The organism is Ciceribacter lividus (genome assembly GCF_003337715.1).
GTDB lineage: Bacteria > Pseudomonadota > Alphaproteobacteria > Rhizobiales > Rhizobiaceae > Allorhizobium > Allorhizobium lividum.
In genome coordinates this window covers 152,318-175,135 of sequence record NZ_QPIX01000007.1, presented here as the reverse complement: position 1 = coordinate 175,135, position 22,818 = coordinate 152,318, and the positions used below count along the sequence as shown (strand labels likewise).

Sequence of the window (22,818 nt, the reverse complement as noted above, 5' to 3'; positions counted from 1 at the left end):
AGATTATTCAGGACAGAATGTTCTGTTTTTCGGGATAGAAGGCATGAGGGTGACCAATCTCGACATGTGCGCCCTGCGCAGTTTCGTGACCGGCATCGAAGCCGGCTCTTTCGCACAGGCCGCCGATCGACTGGGCCGCTCGACGTCTGCAATCAGCGCCCAGTTGAAGAAACTGGAAGATCAGACGGGGACAGAACTGGTGCGCAGATCAGGGCGTGGACTGGCGCTGACGGATGGTGGCGAGGTGCTTCTATCCTACGCCCGCCGGCTTCTGAACCTCAATGATGAGGCGGTCAGCGCCGTTCAAAGCCCGGACCTCGAGGGGTGGGTCCGGCTCGGCATTCAGGAGGATTTCGGTGAAACCGTCTTGCCGCAGGTGCTCGGTCGTTTTGCGCGCGCCCATCCAAAAGTTCGGATTGAAGGCCGCATTGGTCGAAATAACGAATTGAGGGAGAAGATCGCTTCGGGTCAACTTGATCTGGCTCTTGCTTGGGACGATTGCACTGCAACGGATGCTGAAAGGATCGCCTCGCTGCCGCTTTGCTGGCTTGGCCCTGCGGAAGAGGAGCCGCTCTGGCAGGCGGCCGGAGGCGAGCCGCTGCCACTTGTCGCACTGGAAGCGCCGTGCCTGCTTCGCAATCTCGCCTGCAATTGCCTCGATCAGGAAGGTGTTGCGTGGCGTATTGCCTTCGTGAGCCCAAGTCTAGGTGGGTTGTGGGCGGCAACGGCGGCAGGTCTCGGCATCGCACTTCGCACCCCGTTCGGCCTACCAGCTAGCGTGCGCGTGGTGGAATCCGTTGCTTATGGGCTGCCACCACTCCCGACGCTCGGCCTCACCCTCTTGCGCTCCGGCAAACCGGACAATCAGGTCAGCACACACCTCGCCGCGATCATTCGGCAGGCGTTGCAAGATAGGTTACCGGATGCATGGATGCCGCAAGCGTGACATACGCACGTTCAATTGCGTCGCGTAAAGATAAAAAATGTGCATTTTCAATGAAACAGGAAGAGGTGGCTTGCCGCGACAAATGTGGCGAATCCGGTTGTAGCGCTTACTTTAAACTCCGATTGTGAAACATTTCCAATGTTTGTTCACACTGCCGCAAATGGCTGCTTACCGGCCGTTCTGGTCGTTCGCGCAGTCTGCACCTGACGACCGCCTTTGAGATTCGTTCTCTACGAAGCGTACGACCGTCTTGCGGGCGCGAATCGACCGAACCATGTGTCGCTTACTGGCTGCGAAGAGGATGAGCTGAAACGCGTCCTCAACCATGGGCTCGGCAAGGCCGGGGCTCGGGCTTTGATCCATGGCTGCGGCGCAACTCAGTTTTCTACGTTCCTGCTCCTTCGAGACCATCGAGGTGCGCAGTGCAGATTGCGGCGGCGGTTTTCTGCAGCAGCGTCACACGCTCGACCAACCAGGCCAGTTCCTCGCCGGTGATTTCGAAGCGGTGGGAATAGCGGGCATCGACATAGGCCCGGTCGAGGCGGGAAAAGCACTGCTGAGCAAAACGGTTGTCTCCGGGCCAGACCGCGGCCAGCATGGGTGCTGCCCGCTCCGCATGCGTGCGCAGGTAGGCGAGCCGATGGGATTTCGGGCTGTGGCGCGTCAGGACGTGCAAGGTGCCATGATAGAGCCGTTCGACGGTCTGATGCAGGTCGAAGGCTGCTTCCCTGTGGTAGCCGCGTCCCATCGCCTCTTTCGCGAGTTCGAAGCGACATGTGGCAATCGGAAACCAATGTTCGAATTGCCGGCGCGCTTCGGCTTTGACGGCTTCTGGGTCCAGTGGCTTCGGTATGACGAGCGGAAAGCCCGACGTCTCGTAGAGCATGATGCCGTCGCGGACGATGTCCACGAAGAAGGGCCGTCCATGGGCGAGCTGGTCGTTGAGGTCCATGATCGAATGAACGATGAAGTCGACCGGCGTTTTGAGATGTCCGGTGACTGTCCGTTCCCGCAAGATGCGCTCTGTGGCCCGGTTCCAGAAACGTGAATCGGCAAAGGTCTTCGTGCTGACGACGACGAGAAGGTCAAAACCGCAATGATCGTTGCTCTTGCGGTCCTCGCCCCGATCGCCGCACGCGTGAGGGCCGAAGAGGATGAGCTTGAGGATGCGGCCGCCCTTCCTCTTCTCCGACAGCTTGCCCCTTTGCGCGTCCTCGAATTCTTCGAGGAGAATTCGTGCGACCCGAGCCAGTTCACGGCGCTCGTTCTCGGGGAGATGACCGAGCCGTTCGGCCAGCGTCAGATCCACGGCAGCCCCCGGAGCGAGCGCGCGGTGGAAGGCTTTGCTGCCCTGTTCTCAGGTGGGGAGCTCACGGCCGAAGCCGCCGGTCCCCCGATCGGGCAGTTCATGGCGCAACGCCATCGGCGCCATGCCGCCCTATGCGCGCGAGGTCATCAAGCGCCGATCGGACCTGCGGCCAGGGAAACTCGGAGCCGTCTTCCAGTACCTTGCCTTCACGCAGCACGGCGTCGAGCTTGGCCGCTATACCGGCCACCGATGTCGCGGGTGTAGCGGCCATGGCGTCGAGCAGGTCCGACGCCCGGTCGGCAGCTTCCCGCTCGGCCCGCACCGTGGCGGAATAGCCGATATCCCGGTCGGCCCTGTCCCATTGCGACTCCCGAGCCGCGAACTCCGCCTCGGCATTGGCACAGGCTGCCGCCTCCTCGGGCGCGAGACGGAGCACCTCACGGATCGCCTCGCGGGAATACGCAGCCACAGGTTCGCCGTCGGATAACCGGATGACTGCGAAAGGAAAGCCAACGGTCTCCACGAGTTGCCGTTCGAGACGTTGCTGCTCACGGCAAAGACGTTCGGTGAGACGGTGGGCATCCTGCCATTGACGCCAGACCGTAAGGACGGGGTCGGGTGATGCTTCTCCCGTAACCTTGTCGCCGGCGAAGGCGCCGGAGCCCCATGCTCCGATTGCGATGGAGGTTCCCGCCAGCACCTTCCTGCGGGTGACGAAAGGCAAAGTCGTGCTATTGTCAGAATCAGCCATGATCTGAGCTCCAAACAGCTTAGTTGTGGTCAGGCCGGGCGGGATGGCGCAAAACATCGCGCCCGGCTGCAAGCATTGCTGCCCGCAATGTTTGTTAAATTAGGAACCATTTGTCATTTTGTCAAACAATAGGACGAATATTTGCCTCCGAGTAAAATTTCAGCTGCTCAATGCAGGGGAGCAAGAGCCATGTTGGGCATGAGCCAAAGTCAGTTGGCTGATGCAGCGAAGGTATCCAGGCCTACTGTCGTTGATTTCGAACGGGGTGTCCGTTTGCCTCACCCCAACAACCTCGAAGCGATCCGTGCGGTGTTAGAAGCTGCGGGAATAGAGTTCATCCCGGAGAACGGTGGCGGACCAGGCGTCCGACTGGCAAAGAAGACCACGTGCTAGAGCCTATCCATTTTTCGCCGCTTCTACGCGGCAGTACGACGGCAGCTAAGCGCCTCTTGCAAAAGGATATTTTCCTGTTCTGACTGGTCCGGTGACGCCTAGATGACCAGCAGGAGGCCGCGCCGCCATGCCCGCGCCAGATCGTATTGTCCGCCTGAAGACCGTGCTCTCCCGCACGGGCCTGTCCCGCTCCACGATCTATCGCAAGATCGCTGAAGGCACGTTTCCCGCCCAGATCAAGATCAGCGTCAACGGCGCGGGATGGCATGAATCCGAAATCAATCGGTGGATCGAAAACCCGGTTGGCTGGCGGCCTCGCAAGGAGGTCCCATTCTCCAATGGCGACTGATCCCGGAGACAGCGACCGTTGCCCCACGGCGTCGGAGCAGCTTGAGGAACTCCTGGGCCATCCTTGGCCCTTCCCCGGCAGGTCGCCCAAACATGACCTCAGCACATGGAAGGTCACCGACGACTGGCCTGATCCCGTTCCCGTCGCTGAGGCCGAGATCGAGGTCTTCGAACGATGGTTCGGCGATCTGTTCGATGGACTCTTTGGCTCATCCGATCCTTGATGCATCCGGCAATGTGCCGTATATAATCTTGCCAAGGAGATAAGCCATGCCCAGACCCGCAAGTGAAATCGAAACCGCCCGCCTTGAGGCGCGCGTTCCCGTCCACATCTATGAGCAGATGCAGCGCGCGGCCAAGCTGCGCGGCATGACACTGACCGGCTATCTCATCGCCACGGCGGGCGAGGATGCCCGCCGCACGGTCGAGGAAGCCGACGTGCTTCGTCTGGCGACGGAGGATCAGGTGCGCTTTGCAAAGGCACTGATTGATTCGCCCGCGCCCAACGCCCGTCTGGCCCGCGCAGCGAAGCGTCATGCCGACCTGATCGCCCCCCGGTGAGTGCAAGGTTCGCGATAGAGGCGCTGACCAAGGCCCACCAGCGCAAGACGTTCTCGTGCGGCAACGAGCGGATAGACCGCTATTTCCGCGAGGCCGTCACGCAGGACATCAAGCGCCGATATGCGACCTGTTTCGTCGCCCGAGACCTTGAGGCCGACCGGGTCGCGGGCTTCTACACGCTCTCATCGAGCAACATTCCGCTGACGGCCGTGCCCGAACCGCTGGCAAGCCGATTGCCGCGCTACCCGACCGTCCCGGCCGTGATGATCGGCTGGCTTGGACGAGACAAGTCCTATGCCGGGCTCGGGCTCGGCGAGGCGCTGCTGTTCGACGCCATCAGGACGGTCGCCGAAGCTCCGATAGGCGCTCACGCAATATTCGCCGATGCCATCGACGCGAAGGCCGCCGCCTTCTACGCGGCCTTTGGATTCACGCCGCTGACTGATCGGCCACATACGCTGTATCTGCCCGTTGCGACGGCACAGCGCCTTTTGTCGGGAGAAACCCCATGACAACTTCCAACGACGGCAAATCTCAGCCTCGGGCGATGCAGCGCGCCGCGCTCTATCTCCGCGTCTCGACCGCGCGGCAGGCCGAGCATGATGTCTCTATTCCCGACCAGAAGCGGCAGGGCGAAGCCTATTGCGAGGCGAGGGGACTGGAACTGGTCGAGACCTTCATCGAACCCGGCGCCTCTGCGACCAACGACCGCCGTCCCGAGTTCCAGCGTATGATAGAGGCGGGAACATCGAAGCCCGCTGCGTTCGATGTCGTCGTGGTCCATTCGTTCAGCCGGTTCTTCCGCGATCACTTCGAGCTTGAGTTCTATGTCCGCAAGCTGGCGAAGAACGGCGTGAAGCTGGTCTCCATCACGCAGGAGATGGGGGATGACCCCATGCACGTCATGATGAGGCAGATCATGGCGCTGTTCGATGAATACCAGTCGAAGGAGAACGCCAAGCACGTTATGCGCGCCTTGAAGGAGAACGCCCGGCAAGGCTTCTGGAATGGCGCGCTGCCGCCGATCGGCTATCGTGTGGTTGCCGCCGAACAGCGGGGGAGCAAGACCAAGAAGAAGCTGGAGATCGATCCGCTACACGCTGGCACCGTGCGGCTGATCTACCGTCTTGCACTGGAAGGCGACGGAACGACCGGGCAGATGGGCGTGAAGAACATCGTGTCCTATCTCAACAAGCGCCGCATGTTCACCCGCGACGGCGGGCGATGGGGTATCGGGCAGGTTCACCGCATCCTCACCCGGCGCACCTATATGGGCGAGCACGAGTTCAACAAACGCACCAAGACCAAGCAACTAAAGCCCGTCAGCGAAGTCGTTACGGTCCCGGTCCCTCCGATCATCGACCAGGAGACCTTTGATGCCGTGCAGAACCTGCTCAAAGCCCGCAACCCGAAAGTCATGCCCGCGCGCGTCGTCAGTGGCCCGACCATGCTGACGGGGCTCATCTATTGCGCCAAGTGCGGCGGGGCCATGACCATACGCACCGGCAAGGGCGGGCGCTATCGCTACTATGCCTGCTCGACCAAGGCGCGGCAGGGGCCGACTGCCTGCGAGGGGATGACCGTGCCGATGGAAAAACTGGACGACCTGGTTGCCGACCACCTTGAGAAGCAGTTGCTGCGGCCCGAACGGCTGGAGACGATCCTTGCCGCCGTGCTTGACCGCCGAGAAGAACATGCCGAACGTCGCCGCGAGCATATCGCCGAACTGAACAAACGCTCTACCGAATCGGAACTGCGCCTCAAGCGCCTCTATGATGCCATCGAGGGAGGCGTCGCCGATCTGGACGACCCCGCGCTGAAAGATCGTATCGACGGCCTCAAGGCCATTCGCGACCAGGCAAAGGCTGATGCTGAGAGGGCACAGGCCATGCTCCAGAACTCGGGCCAGAAGGCCGTAACACCGCAGATGCTGCAGAAATTCGCCGCGACCGCCCGCCAGCGTATCCGGCTTGAAAGCGGAGGCTATCGCCGCGATCACCTGCGCGCACTGGCGCAGCGCGTCGAGGTCGCAGAAGGCGAGGTCCGTATCACGGGATCGAAGTCCCGGCTGCTTCAGACGCTGGTATCGGGAGGTGGCGTAAACTCCGTGCCCACTCAGGGACTGACATGGCGGACAGGGAGGGATTCGAACCCTCGGTACGCTTTCACGTACACACGCGTTCCAGGCGTGCGCCTTAAACCACTCGGCCACCTGTCCGTTTGACAGCCAGTATGCCGAAGAAGGCAATGCGGCCGGTCGGGCGCGATATATACCGAGGATTCGTCCGGGATCAACCTGAATCTGACAGAATTTTGACTTGCCCTTCCGAAACCTTATGTAATCATCGCAGTGCGCCCTAAAGTGTCGCGGTACGGACGCGCGGACCGGCGGAGAAGAGATTGATACGTTTTTTGTTCCGCTTCCTGAGCCTGGTCGCGCTCTGCATCGCCGTTGTGGCGGGTATCCTGGACTCGATCGCCTCCGTCTCCGCGTCGGAGGTGATGGTTACGCCGCTCGGTATCGCCTGGCTCGAGTTGAGCCCCTATACGCTGAGTGTCGTCAGCGACACGGTACAGCGCGAGTGGGGACCCAATGCCTGGGGCTTTGCCATACGCTGGCTTCTGCCGCTCCCGGCTTTCGCAGTCTTTCTCGCCCTCTCGCTGATGCTGTGGATGATCGGATACAAGAGGCGGTCGCCCGCGGGGCGTTTTGCCGCCTGAGCCACAGCGCTGTTCGCGGGCGCAGAATGGAGATTCAGATGTTCCTGATCGACATGTTCAACAAGAAGATGACGATGCCGACGCCGGAAGCAGCCTTGCCCGGTCGGTCGTCGCCCATTCCGACGGCAACGACCCATTTCGTCAATGGTCGACCTCTGAAGGGGCCCTACCCGGACGGCATGGCGACCATCTATCTCGGCATGGGTTGTTTCTGGGGGGCGGAGCGCCTCTTCTGGCAAACGCCGGGCGTGTGGGTGACGGCCGCGGGCTACCAGGGTGGCTTCACGCCCAACCCGACCTATCAGGAAACAGTGACGGGACTGACCGGCCATGCCGAGGTGGTCAAGGTTGTCTACGATCCCGATGCAGTTCCGCTCGAAAATCTTCTCAAGATCTTCTTCGAAAATCACGATCCCACCCAGGGCATGCGGCAGGGAAACGACATTGGAACTACCTATCGTTCGGTGATCTTTGTCGAGGCCGTCGAAGGCTTCGAGCGTGCGCAGAGGATGCGTGACGGGTTTCAGCAGGCGCTGATCGCGGCGGGCCGCAAGAACACCGTTACTACAATGGTCGCGCTTGCTCCCGAGTTTTACTACGCCGAAGACTACCATCAGCAGTATCTCGCCAAGAACCCAGGGGGCTATTGCGGCCTGAAGGGGATCGGTGTGACCTGTCCCGCCGCGTAGCAGGTGGCGTCACCGCTTTGATCTGGTTTGATTTTTCGCGTCCGTGGCGCCCGTCGCACGGCGCGTCGACGAATCTTTACCAACTGAAAAAAACCGGATGAATTTTTCCAAAAGCCATGCAAGGATGCTGGCCAGCCGGGACCCATTGGGCGGGTCGGTGGTTCCGCAGTCGTGGGTGTCGAAGCGCTTGCGGGAGGACCCAATATGTTAATTAGAAAGAAAGAATAGGGCTAAGCAATGAAGAAAACCCTTTTGAGTCTGATTGCCTTGGCGGGCATGTCGGCAACAGCGCTTGCAGCAGATGTCAAGCCGGCGCTGGTCTATGGTACGGGCGGCAAGTTCGACAAGTCTTTCAACGAGGCAGCTTATGCCGGCGCGGAAAAGTTCAAGGCCGAGACCGGCATTGACTACCGTGATTTTGAGCCGACGGGCGATACCCAGGGCGAACAGGCGATCCGCAACTTCGCTTCGAAGGGCTACAACCCCGTCGTTGCCGTCTCCTTCGCCTGGACTTCGGCGATCGAAAAGGTTGCTGCCGAGTTTCCCGATACGAAGTTCGTGATCGTCGACTCCGTCGTCGATCTGCCGAACGTTCGCTCGGTAGTCTACAAGGAAGAAGAAGGGTCTTACCTCGTCGGCATTCTGGCGGGTATGGCCTCCAAGACCGGCAAGGTCGGCTTCGTCGGCGGCATGGATATCCCGCTGATCCGCAAGTTCGAATGCGGATACGAGCAGGGGGCCCGCGCGGCCAACCCGTCCATTGAGGTCCTGCAGAACATGACCGGCACGACCGGTGCCGCGTGGAACGATCCGGTGCGTGGCGGTGAACTCACCAAGAACCAGATCGACCAGGGTGCGGACGTGATCTACGCGGCTGCGGGGGCGACGGGTCTCGGCGTGCTGCAGACGGCGGCGGACAACGGCAAGCTGTCGATCGGCGTCGATTCGAACCAGAACCACCTGCACCCGGGTTCGGTGCTGACCTCGATGGTTAAGCGCGTCGACCTCGCCGTCTACAACGCCTATGCCGATGCCAAGGCTGACAAGTTCGCCGCCGGCACCCAGGCCCTCGGCGTCAAGGAAGACGGCGTTGCCTACGCCTTGGATGACAACAACGCCAAGCTCGTCACCGAAGACATGAAGGCGGCTGTCGAGAAGGCGAAGGCCGACATCATCGCCGGAACCGTCAAGGTTCACGATTACATGTCGGACAATTCCTGCCCGAAGTGATCTGAACTGCGGGCGCAGGGCGGTCTCTTCGACCGCACTGCGCCCTTACTATGTCTAGGGGACCCGGAATGAACGCAACGAGTCAGGCGCCTGCGATCGAACTGATCGGAATCGACAAGAAGTTCGGCGCGGTGCATGCCAACAAGAATATCAACCTGACGGTTGCCAAGGGGTCGATCCACGGCATCATCGGCGAAAATGGCGCTGGCAAATCGACACTGATGTCGATTCTTTATGGCTTCTATCAGGCCGACAGCGGCGCGATCCACGTCAATGGAAGACCTGTCGCCATCCGTGATAGTCAGTCCGCGATCGCTGCCGGCATCGGCATGGTGCATCAGCATTTCATGCTGGTCGAGAATTTTACGGTCCTCGAGAACTTGATGCTCGGTGCGGAAGGGGGCGCGCTTCTCGGCAAGGGAACGGAGGCCGCGCGGGCTGCCTTGAAGAAGCTGGAAGAGGATTACGAGCTCGAAGTGGATCCGGACGCTGTCATCGAGGAATTGCCGGTCGGATTGCAGCAGCGCGTGGAAATCCTGAAAGCCATGTACCGCGGCGCCGAGATTCTGATCCTGGACGAGCCGACGGGCGTGTTGACGCCCTCCGAAGCCGACCACCTTTTCAAGATTCTCGGAGTGCTGCGCGATCAGGGAAAGACGGTCGTTCTCATCACGCACAAGCTGCGCGAGATCATGGCGATCACCGATACGGTTTCGGTCATGCGGCGTGGAGAAATGGTCGCGACCCGCAAGACGTCGGAAACGACGGTCGAGGAGCTCGCCGAACTGATGGTCGGCCGCCGCGTGCTCCTGCATGTCGAAAAGGGAGCCGCCAGGCCCGGCGAGGTATTCCTCTCGGTCAGAAACCTGACTGTCAAGGACGGCCGCGGCGTCACCATGGTTGATGACGTTTCCTTCGACGTCCGCGCCGGCGAGATCGTGGGCATCGCGGGTGTCGCAGGCAACGGACAGAGCGAGCTTCTTGAAGCTATAACCGGAATTCGCAAACCGGCCTCCGGCGAGATACTGATCAACGGCGAGCCGGTCACCGGCTTCGATCCGGCACGACTGCGCGGTCTCGGACTGGCCCATATTCCCGAGGACCGTCACCACATGGGCCTCGTACTTCCGTTCGAGGAGAGCCTGAACGCCATCCTCGGCTACCATCACGACGAGCGCTATGGCAAAGGCCTGTTCCTGGATCCCGACGCTGTGCGCCGTGCCGCTCTCGACGAGATCGAGAAATACGACATCCGGCCGCCGAACCCGCGACTGAAGACCGCCAATTTCTCCGGCGGCAACCAGCAGAAGATCGTCGTCGCTCGTGAGATCGAGCGCGACCCCAAACTGCTGATCGTCGGACAGCCGACGCGCGGCGTCGACATCGGCGCCATCGAGTTCATTCATCGTCGTATCGTCGAAACGCGCGATGCCGGCAAGGCCGTGCTGCTGGTCTCGGTGGAACTCGACGAAATCCGTTCGCTCTCCGACCGTATTCTGGTGATGTTCGCCGGCAAGATCGTCGGCGAGAAGACGCCGGATACCGGCGAACAGACGCTCGGCCTGATGATGGCCGGTATTGCCGCTTGAGGTTGAGATGAGCACCGCTTCCGTACCCCTTCCGAACTGGATCAACTACGCGCTGCTGCCGCTGATCAACCTCATTCTCGCCTTTCTGGTCTCCGGTCTCGTCGTCTGGATAATCGGTGAAAATCCCTACGATGCACTGGTTCTGATGCTGCAGGGTGCACTCGGCCGCGGCGAGGGTATCGGTTTTACCCTGTTTTACGCCACCAACTTCATCTTCACGGGCCTTTCCGTCGCGGTCGCCTATCATGCCGGCCTCTTCAACATCGGGTCGGAAGGTCAGGCCTATGTCGGTGGACTTGGTGCAGCTCTTGCGGCGCTTGCGCTCGATCGCTACGTGCCCTGGTATGTGACGATGCCGTTCGCAGTGGTCGCAGCCGCCGTCTTCGGCGCCGCCTGGGCCTTCATTCCTGCCTGGTTGCAGGCCAAGCGTGGCAGCCATATCGTCATCACCACGATCATGTTCAACTTCATCGGCGCGGCGCTGATGGTCTATCTGCTGGTCAACGTGCTGATCGTGCCCGGCAAGATGGCACCGGAAACGAGAACCTTTCTCCCGGGCGGACAGCTGCCGAAGCTTGACTGGCTGATGGCTCTGTTCGGGCTGAAGCTCGGTCCGGCGCCTTTCAACGTCTCGTTCCTGATTGCACTGGTGATGGGCGCGGTGGTCTGGGTGCTGATCTGGCGCACCAAGTTCGGCTACGAGATGCGAACCCTCGGAATCAGCCGATCAGCCGCCGCCTATGCCGGCATTCCGTACGTGAAGATCGTCGTCATCACCATGCTGATTTCCGGAGGCCTTGCAGGCATGATGGCGCTCAATCCGGTCATGGGGGCGTCGGCCCGTCTGCAGGTCGAATTTGTCGGCGGCGCCGGCTTCGTCGGGATCGCAGTTTCGCTGATGGGGCGCAACCATCCGGTCGGCATCGTGCTTGCAGCTATCCTGTTCGGTATTCTCTATCAGGGAGGAGCCGAACTCTCCTTCGATATGCCGAACATTACCCGCGACATGATCGTTGTCATCCAGGGTCTGGTAATCCTGTTTGCCGGTGCGCTCGAATACATGTTCCGGCCGGCGATCGTTCGCATCTATCAGCAACTGGCGAGAAGTTGAGGGCTGCTGTCATGGATTACTTCGATATTCTCGTCAGCATTCTCGGCTCGACAGTCCGTCTCTCCATCCCGCTGATCTTCACGGCCCTCGCCGGACTGTTCTCCGAACGCGCAGGCGTGTTCGACATCGGGCTCGAAGGCAAGATGCTCGCCGCGGCATTTGCCTCCGCGACAGCTGCCTATGCAACCGGTTCACCCTGGGTCGGCCTCGCTTGCGGGATCGCCGTATCGCTTGCCTTCTCGCTGGTGCATGGTTTTGCGTCGATAACCAATCGAGGCAACCAGATCGTCTCGGGCGTTGCGATCAACTTCGCGGCCGCCGGCCTGACTGCCGTCCTCGGCCAGGCCTGGTTCCGCCAGGGTGGTCGAACACCCGGCCTGCCCGCCGACGCCCGCTTCGGCCCGATCACGCTTCCGGGCGCCGATGCGCTCCGCGAGGTACCGTTCGCAGGGCCGCTCTATGCGAATGTGATTTCCGGTAACAACCTGCTCACCTATCTCGCCTTCCTGGCGGTTCCGCTCTCCTGGTGGGTACTCTACCGCACGCGCTTCGGTCTGCGTCTGCGCGCCGTCGGCGAGAACCCGGGCGCGGTTGACACGGCCGGTATTTCGGTGACGTGGCTGCGTTACCGTGCCGTGCTCGTTGCCGGCTTCCTCTGTGGCTTCTCGGGCACCTATCTGGCGATCGCGCAGTCGGCGGCCTTCATCAACAACATGTCGGCTGGAAAGGGCTATATCGCCCTTGCAGCGCTGATCTTCGCAAAGTGGCGGCCGGTGCCTGTCATGCTCGCCTGTCTCCTCTTCGGCTTCCTCGATGCGCTCGCGAACTTCATGCAGGGCAAGTCGGTTCCGGGGATTGGCGAGGTACCGGTTCAGATCTTCCAGGCACTGCCCTATATTCTGACCTGCGTGCTGCTCGCCGGCCTCATCGGCTCGGCAAATCCGCCGAAGGCCGGCGGCGTGCCCTATGTGAAGGAGCGTTGAGATGTCCAGGGATCTTTTCGAGGCAGCCCGCGATGCGATGAAATATGCCCACGCGCCCTATTCGAAGTTTCCAGTCGGCGCAGCGATCCGCGCCGACGACGGGAAGGTCTATGCCGGTGCGAATATCGAGAATCTCTCCTTTCCCCAAGGCTGGTGTGCCGAACCGACGGCAATCGGTTGCATGATCATGGGCGGCGGCAGGAAGATCGTCGAAATGGCGGTCATCGCCGAAAAGCTGGCGCTCTGCCCGCCTTGCGGCGGTTGCCGTCAGAAGATCGCCGAATTCGCCGGACCCGAAACCCGCATCTATCTCTGCGATGACGGCGGCGTACAGAAGACGCTGACGATGGACGAGCTTCTGCCTTTCGCGTTCAAGACGGAGAGCCTTGGATGAGGGATGTCATCGATCTCCTTGTCGAGAGACTGAATGGCCTGATGCCGCGTTATGGCATCGTTCTCGGCTCCGGTCTCGGCTCGCTGGTGGACGAGGTCACCGATCCGGTGCGCATTTCGTACAGTGATCTGCCGGGCTTTCCGCTGAGCGGCGTCTCGGGTCATGCCGGCGAACTGGTGGCAGGTTGGCTGGACCGTGTCCCTGTGATCATGCTCGCCGGACGCGTCCATTATTACGAGAAGGGTGATGCCGGTGCGATGCGCCTGCCGATCCAGGTCTTGAAGGGCTTGGGCGTTCAGTCGCTGATCCTCACCAACGCTGCTGGATCGCTGCGGGAGGATCTGCCGCCGGGATCGGTGATGCAGATCACAGATCACATCAATTTCTCCGGCCGAAATCCATTGATTGGCGAGACGAGCGACGAACGCTTCGTCGGAATGACATCCGCCTATGACGCCGAACTCGCCGCGGCGATGCGCAACGCGGCAGCCACCGTCGACGTCCCGCTCGCGAGTGGCGTCTACATGTGGTTTTCGGGCCCGAGTTTCGAAACGCCGGCGGAAATCCGCATGGCGCGGATACTTGGTGCCGACGCGGTCGGGATGTCCACCGTGCCGGAAGTGATCCTCGCCCGCTTTTTCGGCTTGCGTGTCGCTGCGGCGTCGGTGATCACCAACTACGGTGCCGGCATGACGGGTGCCGAACTCAGCCATGAAGAAACCAAGGACATGGCGCCGATCGGCGGCAGGCGACTGGCGGCAGTACTGAAGGCGATGATCGCGAGCGAAGGAGCTGATCTTGGAAATCCATGAACTGAGAGCGAATGCGGCCGTCGCGTTGTCCTTGCTGGACCTGACGAACCTCAAGGATGACTGCACGCCGCAGGCGATAGTCGAGCTCTGCGCCAAGGCGCAGACTGCGTATGGCCACACCGCAGCCATCTGCATTTGGCCGCGCTTCGTGGCCCAGGCGCGTGCGATTCTTGGTGCAGACAACCCGGTCAGGATCGCGACCGTCGTCAATTTTCCCTCGGGCGAGCTTTCGGTGGCCGAGGTGGTGGCCGAGACGGCGGACGCCATTGATGACGGCGCGGACGAGATCGACCTCGTCATCCCCTATCGCGCGTTGATCGCCGGCAACGAGGCTGCGGTGACGGAGATGGTCGAGGCCATTCGGGTTGCCTGCAGTGAGCGTGTGCTTCTCAAGGTGATCCTGGAAACGGGAGAGCTAAAGGAGGCGAGCCTCATTCGCCGTGCATCGGAGCTTGCGATTGCCGCAGGGGCTGATTTCATCAAGACATCAACGGGCAAGGTCGCCGTGAATGCCACACTGGAGGCCGCCGACATCATGTTGCTCGCTATCCGTGACAGCCGGCGCAAGGTAGGCTTCAAGCCAGCGGGCGGCGTCTCGAGCGTTGCCGATGCGGCGCTCTACCTGCGGCATGCGCGGACCATCATGGGGGACGACTGGGTCATGCCGTCGACCTTCCGGTTCGGTGCTTCGGGGCTGCTGGATGACATCCTCTCCATCCTCGGCGAGGGCCAGTCCCTAGTGGAAAGGACGGGGTACTGAGCGATGCTTCCTCAGGAAATTATTCGTCGCAAGCGTGACGGCGTCGCGCTGACGAGCGGAGAGATATCGGCTTTCATCGCCGCTCTCAGCAATGACACCTTGTCGGAAGGCCAGATTGCCGCTTTCGCCATGGCGGTCTTCTTCCGCGGTATGACGGCGGAAGAGATCGTTGCTCTAACGATCGCGATGCGCGACTCGGGTGAGGTCCTCGCCTGGCCCGAAGTGGGGCGACCGATCGCCGACAAGCATTCGACCGGTGGTGTCGGCGACAACGTATCGCTGATGCTTGCGCCGATCGCAGCCGCTTGTGGTCTTGCGGTCCCGATGATTTCCGGGCGTGGCCTTGGCCATACGGGCGGTACGCTCGACAAACTGCAGTCGATTCCCGGCTACCAGGTCATGCCGGATGCCGCCACGTTTCACCGTACGGTGGAAGAGGTCGGCTGTGCCATCATCGGCCAGACCGGCGACCTCGCCCCTGCGGACCGGCGGCTTTACGCCATACGCGACGTGACGGCGACGGTCGAATCCGTGCCGCTCATCACCGCGTCGATCCTGTCGAAGAAGCTGGCGGCGGGACTCCAGACGCTGGTGCTCGACGTCAAGGTCGGCAACGGCGCATTCATGACGAGTCTCGCCGAGGCCGAAGAGCTCGCAAGCTCCCTCGTTCGTGTGGCAAATGGCGCCGGCCTCAAGACATCGGCCTTGCTGACAGATATGAACGAGCCGCTCGCCGATTGTGCCGGCAACGCGATCGAGGTTCGAAACTGCGTCGATTTTCTGCTGGGACGGAAGGCGGGCACAAGGCTCGAGACGGTGACGCTGGCCCTGGCCGCGGAGATGCTGGTCAACGCAGGCCTGGCACCGGATGCTGCGGCGGCGGAGACGAGTTGCCGCGGCGCGCTTTATTCGGGAAGAGCCGCGGAGGTCTTTGGCAGGATGGTCCGCGCACTGGGCGGGCCTGCCGACTTCATCGAGCGGTCGGATGTCCATCTGCCTGCAGCAGCAATCGAAATCCCGGTCTTGGCCGCCCGGGAGGGTTGGATATCAACCTGCGACACCCGCGCACTCGGCCTTGCTGTCGTTGCACTCGGTGGTGGCCGCACCAAGCCCTCCGACTCGATTGATCCCCGCGTCGGGCTGAGCGGCTTGCTGCCGATCGGCACACGGGTGTCGAAGGGAGACATGATCGCGACCGTCCACGCCGCCGATCACGACAGCGGTGAACGTGCCGCCCAGACGGTGCAGGCAAGTTATGCCATTGCGCAGGAGGATCCGCCCACGAGGCCCGTCATTCTGAAAAGGATGGCATAGGCTTTCGGTGTCTCGACCGGCGGTCAACGAGCCATGGTCAATGATCGGCGCTCCGCCTTGTAGCTGCTCAGGCGACTGAGGAAACTCATCCCGATCAGCGTGTCGGAGAGTGCATCGTCGCGCAGCACGAGGGCTTCAACGTCCTCGACCTTGATTGAGCCGACCTCGACACGTCTCAGCTTGATGATTGCTGCCTCGCTCCGGCCGTTGGCCGTGTTCACCGAATAGCGGAAATCAAGGGAGGCGGCGCTGTAGCCGAGACGGCGCGCAGTGCTTTCGTTGATTGCGACAGCGGACGCGCCGGTGTCGACCATCCCCTCGACCGGTTTTCCGTTGAGCTTGAAGAGGCCGCGATAGTGACCCGCGGCATCTGCCTTCAGGACCGATGTGCCGGGCGAAAGGGCAGCGTTCTTGACGGAGGCCATTTCGCTCGCCGCGGGCTCGTTCTCGAGTTTGCTCTGCCAGCTCTCGAAGGAAGACGACATCTGCAGGGCAACGACACCCGAGAGAAACACGAACATCAGACTGCGCATCAGCATGCTTGTCACCACTCTCGTGATTCCACGATGGAACCGGAATGGCCACAAGTGTTCGTTAAGTCGCCTGAAGAACTGGCTAACACGCCGACGAAAAGCGGTCGCCGGAGAAGTCCAGGCGGCCGCTTTTCGATCCGATGGTTAAGTTTGGTCTAATTCTACTTCGTTCCGTACATCCGGTCGCCGGCATCGCCCAGTCCCGGTACGATATATCCCTTCTCGTTCAGGTGGCTGTCGATCGCCGCGGTGAAGACAGGTACGTCCGGATGCGCCTCACGAAAGTTCTTGATCCCTTCGGGCGCTGCGAGAAGGCAGAGGAAACGGATATTGTGGGCGCCGCGTTCCTTCAGCTTGTCGATAGCGGCGATCGAGGAATTTCCGGTGGCGAGCATGGGGTCGACGACGATGATCAGTCGCTCCGCGATGTCCTCGGGGGCCTTGAAGTAGTATTCCACCGGCTGCAGCGTCTCGTGGTCGCGGTAGACGCCGATATGCGAGACACGGGCGGACGGCACGAGTTCGAGCATCCCCTCCAGCAAGCCGTTGCCGGCGCGCAGGATGGAAGCGAACACAAGTTTCTTGCCTTCGAGAATAGGCGACTCCATTTCGGCCAGCGGCGTCTCGATCGTCTCCATCTTCAGTTCGAGGTCGCGGGTGACCTCATAGCAGAGCAGTGTAGAGATCTCCCGCAGCAGCCGGCGGAAGCTCCCCGTAGAAGTTTCCTTGCGGCGCATGATGGTCAGCTTGTGCTGCACGAGCGGGTGATCGATGACTTTGACGCCGTCCATGGTTGTGCCTTCTCTTATTGTCTTGCGCATCAGACTGTTTTCCACGTTCCAGGCACGCGCCGCAAGGGGAGTGCGACGTTTTGGAAGATCATCCCCAGCTGCAACCGGCCGATCGCGCGGAAATGCTCGCGGGGGGCGCGGCGCTGAGGTTTCGCAGGTGTTACTCGCGTGCCATCGGGGCGGGCTCGAGTTGTGCCAGGAGAACCTTGCGCGTTTCTTCGTCGACGAAGGCAGCCTCGATCGCGGTCCGCGTCATCGCGTTGATTTCCTCGTCCGTGAAGCCCATTGCGCGCGACGCCGTCTCGTATTCCTGCGCGAGCGACGTGTGGAAGAACGGTGGATCATCGGAATTCAGGGTGACGCGGACACCGGCGTTGACGAACTCCCGCAAGGGATGGCTGTCGTAGTCCGGGAAGACCTTGAGCGCGATGTTCGAGCCGGGACAGACCTCCAGGACTGTACCCAGATCGGCGAGCCTCTTCACGAGATCGGGCTCCTCGATCGCCCGGACGCCATGGCCGATGCGGGTCGGGCGAACGATCTCCAGAGCATCTGCGACGCTGAAGGCGCCGCAGAGTTCTCCGGCGTGGATGGTGATGCCGAGTCCGGCCTCGCGCACGATGTCAAAGGCAGGAGCGTAGTCGGCGACCCGGCCCATGCGTTCCTCGCCTGCCATATTGAAGCCCGTGACGAGCGGATGATCGAGCTTCGCGGCAAATTTCGCGCGGCTGACAACATTTTCAGGGCCGAGATGGCGCTCACCGACGATGATCATCCGGCATTCGATGCCGGTCTTCTCCTTGGCCAAGCGAATGCCGGCAGCCAAGCCTTCGATATAGTCCAATGCCGGCAGTCCGACCGCCTCGCCGTGATCCGGCGAAATGAAGAGCTCGCTGTAGATCGTGTTCGCCGCAGCAAGGTCCATCAGATAGGTTTCGGCGAGAAGAGCGTAGTCCTCCGCCGTGCGGAAGACGGAAGCAACCGCATCGTAGCAGGCGATGAAGCTCGTGAAATCGTTCCAGACATAGACACCTTCACGAATGAAGCCGTCCGTGTCGATGCCGTATTTTTCGGCCTGCGTAAGGGCAAGCGACGGCGGAGCCGCGCCTTCGATATGGCAGTGCAGCTCTGCCTTCTTAAGATGTAATGTCAAAGAAAACTCCGTCCGTGCCGTCCGGCAGGAATTCCGAGATGGGTGGCAACCGTTTCGCCGATGTCGCCGTAAGTATTGCGAATGCCGACCAGGCGCGACTTGATGCCCGGGCCGAAAGCCATGATCGGCACGCGTTCGCGAGTGTGGTCTGTTCCCCGCCAGGTGGGGTCACAGCCGTGGTCGGCGGTGAGCACCACCATGTCACCGGGGCGCAGTTTTCGATGAACCTCCGGCAGCCGCCGGTCAAACGCCTCGAGAGCGGCCGCATAGCCGGGTACATCCCGGCGATGCCCGTAGAGCATGTCGAAGTCGACGAAATTGGTGAAGACGAGATCGCCATCCTCGGCGCGATCGATGACGTCGAGCGTTGCGTCCATCAGCGCCATATTGCCGTTCGCCTTGGTAAGATCGCTGACACCCTGATGGGCGAAGATGTCGCCGATCTTGCCGACGGCGTGCACCTTTCCGCCCGCCTCCACGATCCGGTCAAGAAGCGTCGGCTCCGGCGGCGGCACCGCGAAGTCCCTGCGGTTGCCGGTTCGCACGAAGGTTGCCGATGTTTCGCCGACAAAAGGCCGCGCGATGACACGGCCGATATTCAGCGGGTCGACGAGCTTGCGGACGATGCGGCAGAGGTTCAGCAGCCGTTCGAGGCCGAAGTGGCTCTCATGGGCGGCGATCTGGAACACAGAATCCGTCGATGTGTAACAGATCGGCTTACCGGTCCGGATGTGCTCTTCCCCGAGGCGGGCAATAATCTCCGTTCCGGAGGCGTGGCAATTTCCGAGAATGCCGGGTAGCTCCGCCTCCCGGCAGATCGCTTCGACCAGCTCCGGCGGAAAGGCATCGCCCTCGGCCGGAAAGTAGCCCCAGTCGAACATCACCGGCGTGCCGGCGATTTCCCAGTGACCCGACGGCGTGTCCTTGCCGCGTGAAACTTCGCTGGCCGCGCCATGCAGCCCGAAGACGCGGTCCGGCATCGGCATCGCGGCCGGGGCCCGCCCGCTCGCCAGCTTCGCTATCGTCACCAAGCCCAGCGACGACATATTGGGAAGCGAGAGTGGCCCTGAGCGCAAGCCCTTGCGGTCGCCGGCTCCTGCCGCACAGAACTCAGCGATATGTCCGAGCGTATTCGCACCGTCGTCACCGTAGTCACGGGCGTCGGGTGCGCCTCCGACGCCGAAGGAATCGAGTACGAAAAGAAAAGCCCGTGCCATTGTCCACCCGAAGCTGCCGCGATCGACAGTCGAAATGCAGCAGAGAAAGCCTTGTATTCAAAGCGCATGCATAGCGCTTGAAGGGCGGCTTGGCAAATTGCCCGCGGCGCTGCGCTCAACAATCGGAGCAGGTGATCTCGGTGCCGACGCGCTGGCGATAGTAGAAGTCCTTGCCGAGCGTAATGCTCTTGATCTCGCTGCCGGACATGTTCGGCAGGTACATGAGAAGCTCATGGGGGATGGTAAGTTCGGAATGGACGAGAAAAGTATCGGCAGAAAGCATGCTGGACGGCACGGTGATGGCGTTGCCTGCGGCGTACGGAGTCGTTCCGTCGTTCGCCCATGACCACGCGACGGTCGCCTTGCTGCTGCCGTCGATCTTGATACCGGTGATCTTAAGACTGAGGCCGCTTGCTCCGTAGGGCACGAAGATCGCCTGCGCCACGTCGTCCATGGATGCAAGATAGGTCTTGTCGACGTTTGTCTGGCGGGTAACGAGATCGGCTACCGCGCTTGCGGCATTGGTGACCTTCTTGTTGACGCTGAGGCCGATCGTCAGTTCGAAGGAGACGAGGTACACGAAGATGAGAAGCGGCATGAGAAGGGCGAACTCGACTGCGCCCATGCCGCTCTCATCGGCGGAAAAGCGCCCGAATGCGTGGGTCAGACGCTGTGAGACCCTGCGGGTGAAGGAGGTGCACGCGTGTTCCTTGCTGCAGTGGCCGGGAGCTTTCACGGATAGTCCTCGTTCTGGAAGGCGGTCGTCGCGACGATCAGGAAGTAGCTCGAACCGTCGACAGGGCGGACGGTCGTGATGTAAGGACGGACGAGGTCGGTGAGAACGGTCCAGCGATAGTAGGCCCGCAGCATGTTGATCGATTTTGGTCCACCTGGACTGTATGCAAATGCGGACGTGTCGATATCGGCGAAGGCCGCCGTGGAAACCCGCGGGATCGTGGTCGGAATGTCGCTGAACTTGGTGAAGGTCCGGACATCGAGATAGAGCGAGGACGGCGTCGAAACCTCGGTTGCGGAGCACGCGATCATGATCGAGATCTCGTCGCAGAACGCTTGGCGAAACTCCACCGACGTCTTGTCCGTGGTTCGTCCGAGATTATAGGTGATCTTGCCGGTACGCAGCTCGCGGGCCAGCGTGTTCGCGGCGTTGGTGACCAGTTGCTCGGCCGTAAACGCGGCAAAGGTCTCCAGAATGGCGAAGATGATCATGAAGTAGGGAATGGCAAGGATCGCGAACTCGATCGCCGCCGCGCCGTCGCGCGATCGCCGAAACCGCCGCCATATCCCTTTCTTGCGCTGCCGCTCGGCCAAGCCGCCGCTCATGTCACTCGTGCCTGCATTCATCGCTTTCGACCAGTGTCTGGATGTCAAGCGGGCATCATCGCCGCGAAACCTTGATTTTTGGTTGCGCGAGCCTCGGAAAATTTAGTGAATTCTTCGGAATGCCGCCGGTCAGTGATCTACTGGGCAGCGGCGGAAGAGTCGCCAACCTGAGCATGGATCTCGCAGTTCGGTGTGCACGAGAGAACGGTACGTTCAGTTGCCTTGAAGACACGCACGGTATTGCCTTCGTCGATGGACACGAGGATGCGCTCGTCGACAATCGCGTTTCCGTCGGCATCGAGGAGAACGAGGTTGGTGGTTCCGAAGGCGCGGCCGGTCAGGACGATGGTCTTTGCATCGGCAACGGTGGCATCAGCAACTTCGGCATTCCCGACGATGACCTTGCTGACCGGACGATCGAGTTTGAGGACCCGCGCCTGATTCATATAGACACGCATCATCTCGTCTGCGGAAAGCGCCGGCGTGGCCAGACCGGCCGCCAGCATGCCGACGACAATCGAAAACAAACCGATACGGAGGATCATACCTGCGGGCCTTCTGTGCACTATGGGTAGCGAAACGCCTTCCTAAGGATGCTTCGGATTGGTGAATGAACGGTTAAATCGACGCATGCCGAATACCGCTGCCCGTAACCCCTGAAGATTTCGGGGTCCACCGGACGCGCAAAGCCGACATTGTTCACGAACGGGACAGGTGCCCACGGCTGCCGGTACCGTTGCTTGCCGGCGTGTAATCGCCTTGCCGAAACGCCTTTGCCCGCCCCCGCAGCGGTTGCGGGACATTTTCTCGAATGCGATGAAATACGGCAAGCCGTCGTTTACCAAACCGCGGGCTTCCGCGAATTCAGCCTTTGGTAACGTAGTTTTTTAAGTCGATGGCAATGGGCCGGCGTTAGTTTGCACTCATCCGAGCAACGGCGAACAGTTGCAGGAAGTGCTGAACAACCCTCTGTGGAGTTAGGAGAGACCCATGTCCAAGATTTTCGCTCGTTTCCTGAAAGACGAATCCGGCGCGACCGCCATCGAATATGGCTTGATCGCCGCCCTCATTTCCGTCGCCCTCATCACTGGTGCCACGACGCTCGGCAACTCGCTGAATCAGACCTTCCAGGGCATTTCTACGAAGATGAACACGGCGAAGGCTGCAAACTGATCCTTGTCTTCGAGGGCGAGCTTCACAGCTCTCGTCGCAAAGAAGCCGCTTCGACCAGAGGCGGCTTTCTCTTTTTTTGCGCGGCGCCCAGAGCGAAAATTTGCTCTTGCTTAACACGCGTCCGCTAGAGTTCTGGGGAAACGGCTGGGAGAGCAGGATGGTTGCGGGAGTCATATTCTTAGTCTTTCCGATCTGCCTTGCGCTGGCGGCGTTGACAGATCTCTTCGAGATGACGATCCCGAACCGGATCCCCGCTATCCTTCTCGGCGCATTCCTTGTCGTTGTGCCCTTCACCCACCTCGGTTGGTCCGGGTTCGGTCTGCATCTTGCTGCCGCAGCCGTTGTCTTTGCTGGAGGCTTCGCCCTCTTTGCCCTGAATGTCATGGGCGGCGGAGATGCCAAGCTGCTCACAGCCGCTGCGGTCTGGTTCGGACTGACGAAGTCGCTCCTCGTCTTCCTGATTTATGTCGGATATGCCGGCGGCGTCTTGACCGTGCTGATCCTTCTGTTGCGCGCCCGCGCCAACCTGGTCATCGCTATGGGGCTCCCGGTTCCCCACTCCATTCTCACGGCAAAGAAGATTCCTTACGGCATTGCGATCGCCGTCGGGGGGCTGGCCTCCTACGCGCAGTCGCCGCTTGTAATGCAGGCTTTGGAAAGCCTTCGTTAACCATCCGCGTAAGTCGGTCGTTAACCATA

27 protein-coding genes, 1 tRNA gene and 1 pseudogene are annotated in these 22,818 nt (G+C 61.1%); 19 read left to right on the top strand and 10 right to left on the bottom strand.

The window, feature by feature from the left end:
• The first annotated feature begins 43 nt into the window (after nucleotides 1–43).
• Nucleotides 44–946 (top strand): LysR substrate-binding domain-containing protein, encoded by a 903-nt coding sequence (locus DFR48_RS13925; protein ID WP_114363739.1) that lies wholly within the window; start codon nucleotides 44–46, stop codon nucleotides 944–946.
• Between the two features lie 385 nt (nucleotides 947–1,331).
• Here DFR48_RS13925 and DFR48_RS13915 read toward each other — a convergent pair whose 3' ends face one another.
• Nucleotides 1,332–2,255, bottom strand: a complete 924-nt coding sequence (locus DFR48_RS13915) for a HEPN domain-containing protein (RefSeq protein ID WP_342634918.1) — start codon at nucleotides 2,253–2,255, stop codon at nucleotides 1,332–1,334.
• 97 nt (nucleotides 2,256–2,352) lie between these two features.
• Nucleotides 2,353–3,006: a hypothetical protein gene (locus DFR48_RS13910; RefSeq protein ID WP_114363867.1), complete on the bottom strand. Its 654-nt coding sequence runs from the start codon at nucleotides 3,004–3,006 to the stop codon at nucleotides 2,353–2,355.
• 141 nt (nucleotides 3,007–3,147) lie between these two features.
• Between DFR48_RS13910 and DFR48_RS13905 the strand changes: the two genes are divergently transcribed.
• From DFR48_RS13905 to DFR48_RS22250, 6 genes and pseudogenes are all read left to right on the top strand, one after another.
• Nucleotides 3,148–3,399 (top strand): helix-turn-helix transcriptional regulator, encoded by a 252-nt coding sequence (locus DFR48_RS13905; RefSeq protein ID WP_280956431.1) that lies wholly within the window; start codon nucleotides 3,148–3,150, stop codon nucleotides 3,397–3,399.
• Between the two features lie 127 nt (nucleotides 3,400–3,526).
• Entirely contained in the window at nucleotides 3,527–3,748 is a 222-nt protein-coding gene (locus DFR48_RS13900) for a helix-turn-helix transcriptional regulator (RefSeq protein WP_114363736.1), read from the top strand.
• A complete protein-coding gene (locus DFR48_RS13895) occupies nucleotides 3,738–3,971 on the top strand; it encodes a hypothetical protein (RefSeq protein ID WP_114363735.1) in 234 nt (77 codons plus the stop codon). Before DFR48_RS13900 ends, DFR48_RS13895 begins: the two co-directional genes overlap by 11 nt.
• Nucleotides 3,972–4,017: 46 nt before the next feature.
• Complete coding sequence (locus tag DFR48_RS13890; protein WP_114363734.1) at nucleotides 4,018–4,308, top strand: type II toxin-antitoxin system TacA family antitoxin; 291 nt, start codon at nucleotides 4,018–4,020, stop codon at nucleotides 4,306–4,308.
• Nucleotides 4,305–4,820, top strand: coding sequence for a GNAT family N-acetyltransferase (locus DFR48_RS13885; RefSeq protein WP_114363733.1), 516 nt, complete (start codon nucleotides 4,305–4,307; stop codon nucleotides 4,818–4,820). The genes DFR48_RS13890 and DFR48_RS13885 overlap by 4 nt, the downstream gene beginning before the upstream one ends.
• Nucleotides 4,817–5,872: pseudogene (locus DFR48_RS22250) on the top strand (recombinase family protein); the annotation flags it as partial. The gene DFR48_RS13885 and the pseudogene DFR48_RS22250, both read left to right, overlap by 4 nt.
• Before the next feature lie 564 nt (nucleotides 5,873–6,436).
• On the opposite strand, the gene DFR48_RS13875 reads toward DFR48_RS22250, so the two are convergent.
• A tRNA-Ser gene (locus tag DFR48_RS13875) sits at nucleotides 6,437–6,526 on the bottom strand.
• Nucleotides 6,527–6,711: 185 nt separating this feature from the next.
• On the opposite strand from DFR48_RS13875, the gene DFR48_RS13870 reads away from it, so the two are divergent.
• The 10 genes from DFR48_RS13870 to deoA all read left to right on the top strand — a co-directional run bounded on the left by DFR48_RS13870 (nucleotide 6,712) and on the right by deoA (nucleotide 15,911).
• Nucleotides 6,712–7,029: a hypothetical protein gene (locus DFR48_RS13870; protein ID WP_114363866.1), complete on the top strand. Its 318-nt coding sequence runs from the start codon at nucleotides 6,712–6,714 to the stop codon at nucleotides 7,027–7,029.
• 38 nt (nucleotides 7,030–7,067) lie between these two features.
• A complete protein-coding gene (gene msrA, locus DFR48_RS13865; protein ID WP_114363732.1) occupies nucleotides 7,068–7,718 on the top strand; it encodes a peptide-methionine (S)-S-oxide reductase MsrA in 651 nt (216 codons plus the stop codon).
• A 237-nt stretch (nucleotides 7,719–7,955) separates the two neighbouring features.
• Nucleotides 7,956–8,948: a BMP family lipoprotein gene (locus DFR48_RS13860; RefSeq protein WP_114363731.1), complete on the top strand. Its 993-nt coding sequence runs from the start codon at nucleotides 7,956–7,958 to the stop codon at nucleotides 8,946–8,948.
• A 68-nt stretch (nucleotides 8,949–9,016) separates the two neighbouring features.
• Entirely contained in the window at nucleotides 9,017–10,537 is a 1,521-nt protein-coding gene (locus tag DFR48_RS13855) for an ABC transporter ATP-binding protein (RefSeq protein WP_114363730.1), read from the top strand.
• 7 nt (nucleotides 10,538–10,544) lie between these two features.
• Entirely contained in the window at nucleotides 10,545–11,648 is a 1,104-nt protein-coding gene (locus tag DFR48_RS13850; RefSeq protein ID WP_114363865.1) for an ABC transporter permease, read from the top strand.
• Between the two features lie 11 nt (nucleotides 11,649–11,659).
• On the top strand, nucleotides 11,660–12,631 hold the full coding sequence (locus DFR48_RS13845; RefSeq protein WP_114363729.1) for an ABC transporter permease: 972 nt from the start codon (nucleotides 11,660–11,662) through the stop codon (nucleotides 12,629–12,631).
• Between the two features lies 1 nt (nucleotide 12,632).
• Nucleotides 12,633–13,025 (top strand): cytidine deaminase, encoded by a 393-nt coding sequence (locus tag DFR48_RS13840; protein ID WP_114363728.1) that lies wholly within the window; start codon nucleotides 12,633–12,635, stop codon nucleotides 13,023–13,025.
• Nucleotides 13,022–13,837, top strand: a complete 816-nt coding sequence (locus DFR48_RS13835) for a purine-nucleoside phosphorylase (protein ID WP_114363727.1) — start codon at nucleotides 13,022–13,024, stop codon at nucleotides 13,835–13,837. The genes DFR48_RS13840 and DFR48_RS13835 overlap by 4 nt, the downstream gene beginning before the upstream one ends.
• On the top strand, nucleotides 13,824–14,597 hold the full coding sequence (gene deoC, locus DFR48_RS13830; RefSeq protein WP_114363726.1) for a deoxyribose-phosphate aldolase: 774 nt from the start codon (nucleotides 13,824–13,826) through the stop codon (nucleotides 14,595–14,597). The genes DFR48_RS13835 and deoC overlap by 14 nt, the downstream gene beginning before the upstream one ends.
• Before the next feature lie 3 nt (nucleotides 14,598–14,600).
• Complete coding sequence (gene deoA, locus DFR48_RS13825; RefSeq protein ID WP_114363725.1) at nucleotides 14,601–15,911, top strand: thymidine phosphorylase; 1,311 nt, start codon at nucleotides 14,601–14,603, stop codon at nucleotides 15,909–15,911.
• A 23-nt stretch (nucleotides 15,912–15,934) separates the two neighbouring features.
• Here the strand turns inward: deoA and DFR48_RS13820 are convergent, their stop codons facing one another.
• From DFR48_RS13820 to DFR48_RS13790, 7 genes are all read right to left on the bottom strand, one after another.
• On the bottom strand, nucleotides 15,935–16,450 hold the full coding sequence (locus DFR48_RS13820; protein ID WP_114363724.1) for a retropepsin-like aspartic protease family protein: 516 nt from the start codon (nucleotides 16,448–16,450) through the stop codon (nucleotides 15,935–15,937).
• 155 nt (nucleotides 16,451–16,605) lie between these two features.
• Complete coding sequence (gene upp, locus DFR48_RS13815; RefSeq protein ID WP_112686250.1) at nucleotides 16,606–17,235, bottom strand: uracil phosphoribosyltransferase; 630 nt, start codon at nucleotides 17,233–17,235, stop codon at nucleotides 16,606–16,608.
• A gap of 160 nt (nucleotides 17,236–17,395) precedes the next feature.
• Complete coding sequence (locus DFR48_RS13810) at nucleotides 17,396–18,388, bottom strand: adenosine deaminase (protein WP_114363723.1); 993 nt, start codon at nucleotides 18,386–18,388, stop codon at nucleotides 17,396–17,398.
• A complete protein-coding gene (locus tag DFR48_RS13805) occupies nucleotides 18,385–19,605 on the bottom strand; it encodes a phosphopentomutase (RefSeq protein ID WP_114363722.1) in 1,221 nt (406 codons plus the stop codon). Before DFR48_RS13805 ends, DFR48_RS13810 begins: the two co-directional genes overlap by 4 nt.
• A gap of 115 nt (nucleotides 19,606–19,720) precedes the next feature.
• Complete coding sequence (locus DFR48_RS13800; RefSeq protein ID WP_245415611.1) at nucleotides 19,721–20,341, bottom strand: TadE/TadG family type IV pilus assembly protein; 621 nt, start codon at nucleotides 20,339–20,341, stop codon at nucleotides 19,721–19,723.
• Entirely contained in the window at nucleotides 20,338–20,946 is a 609-nt protein-coding gene (locus DFR48_RS13795) for a TadE/TadG family type IV pilus assembly protein (protein ID WP_114363863.1), read from the bottom strand. Before DFR48_RS13795 ends, DFR48_RS13800 begins: the two co-directional genes overlap by 4 nt.
• A gap of 137 nt (nucleotides 20,947–21,083) precedes the next feature.
• On the bottom strand, nucleotides 21,084–21,452 hold the full coding sequence (locus tag DFR48_RS13790) for a pilus assembly protein N-terminal domain-containing protein (protein ID WP_244658798.1): 369 nt from the start codon (nucleotides 21,450–21,452) through the stop codon (nucleotides 21,084–21,086).
• Between the two features lie 484 nt (nucleotides 21,453–21,936).
• Here DFR48_RS13790 and DFR48_RS13785 point away from each other — a divergent pair, with 484 nt between their 5' ends.
• A complete protein-coding gene (locus tag DFR48_RS13785; RefSeq protein ID WP_114363720.1) occupies nucleotides 21,937–22,119 on the top strand; it encodes a Flp family type IVb pilin in 183 nt (60 codons plus the stop codon).
• Between the two features lie 157 nt (nucleotides 22,120–22,276).
• Nucleotides 22,277–22,789 carry an A24 family peptidase gene (locus DFR48_RS13780; RefSeq protein ID WP_114363719.1) on the top strand — a complete coding sequence of 171 codons (513 nt, stop codon included), beginning with the start codon at nucleotides 22,277–22,279 and terminating at the stop codon, nucleotides 22,787–22,789.
• The last annotated feature ends 29 nt before the right edge of the window (nucleotides 22,790–22,818 follow it).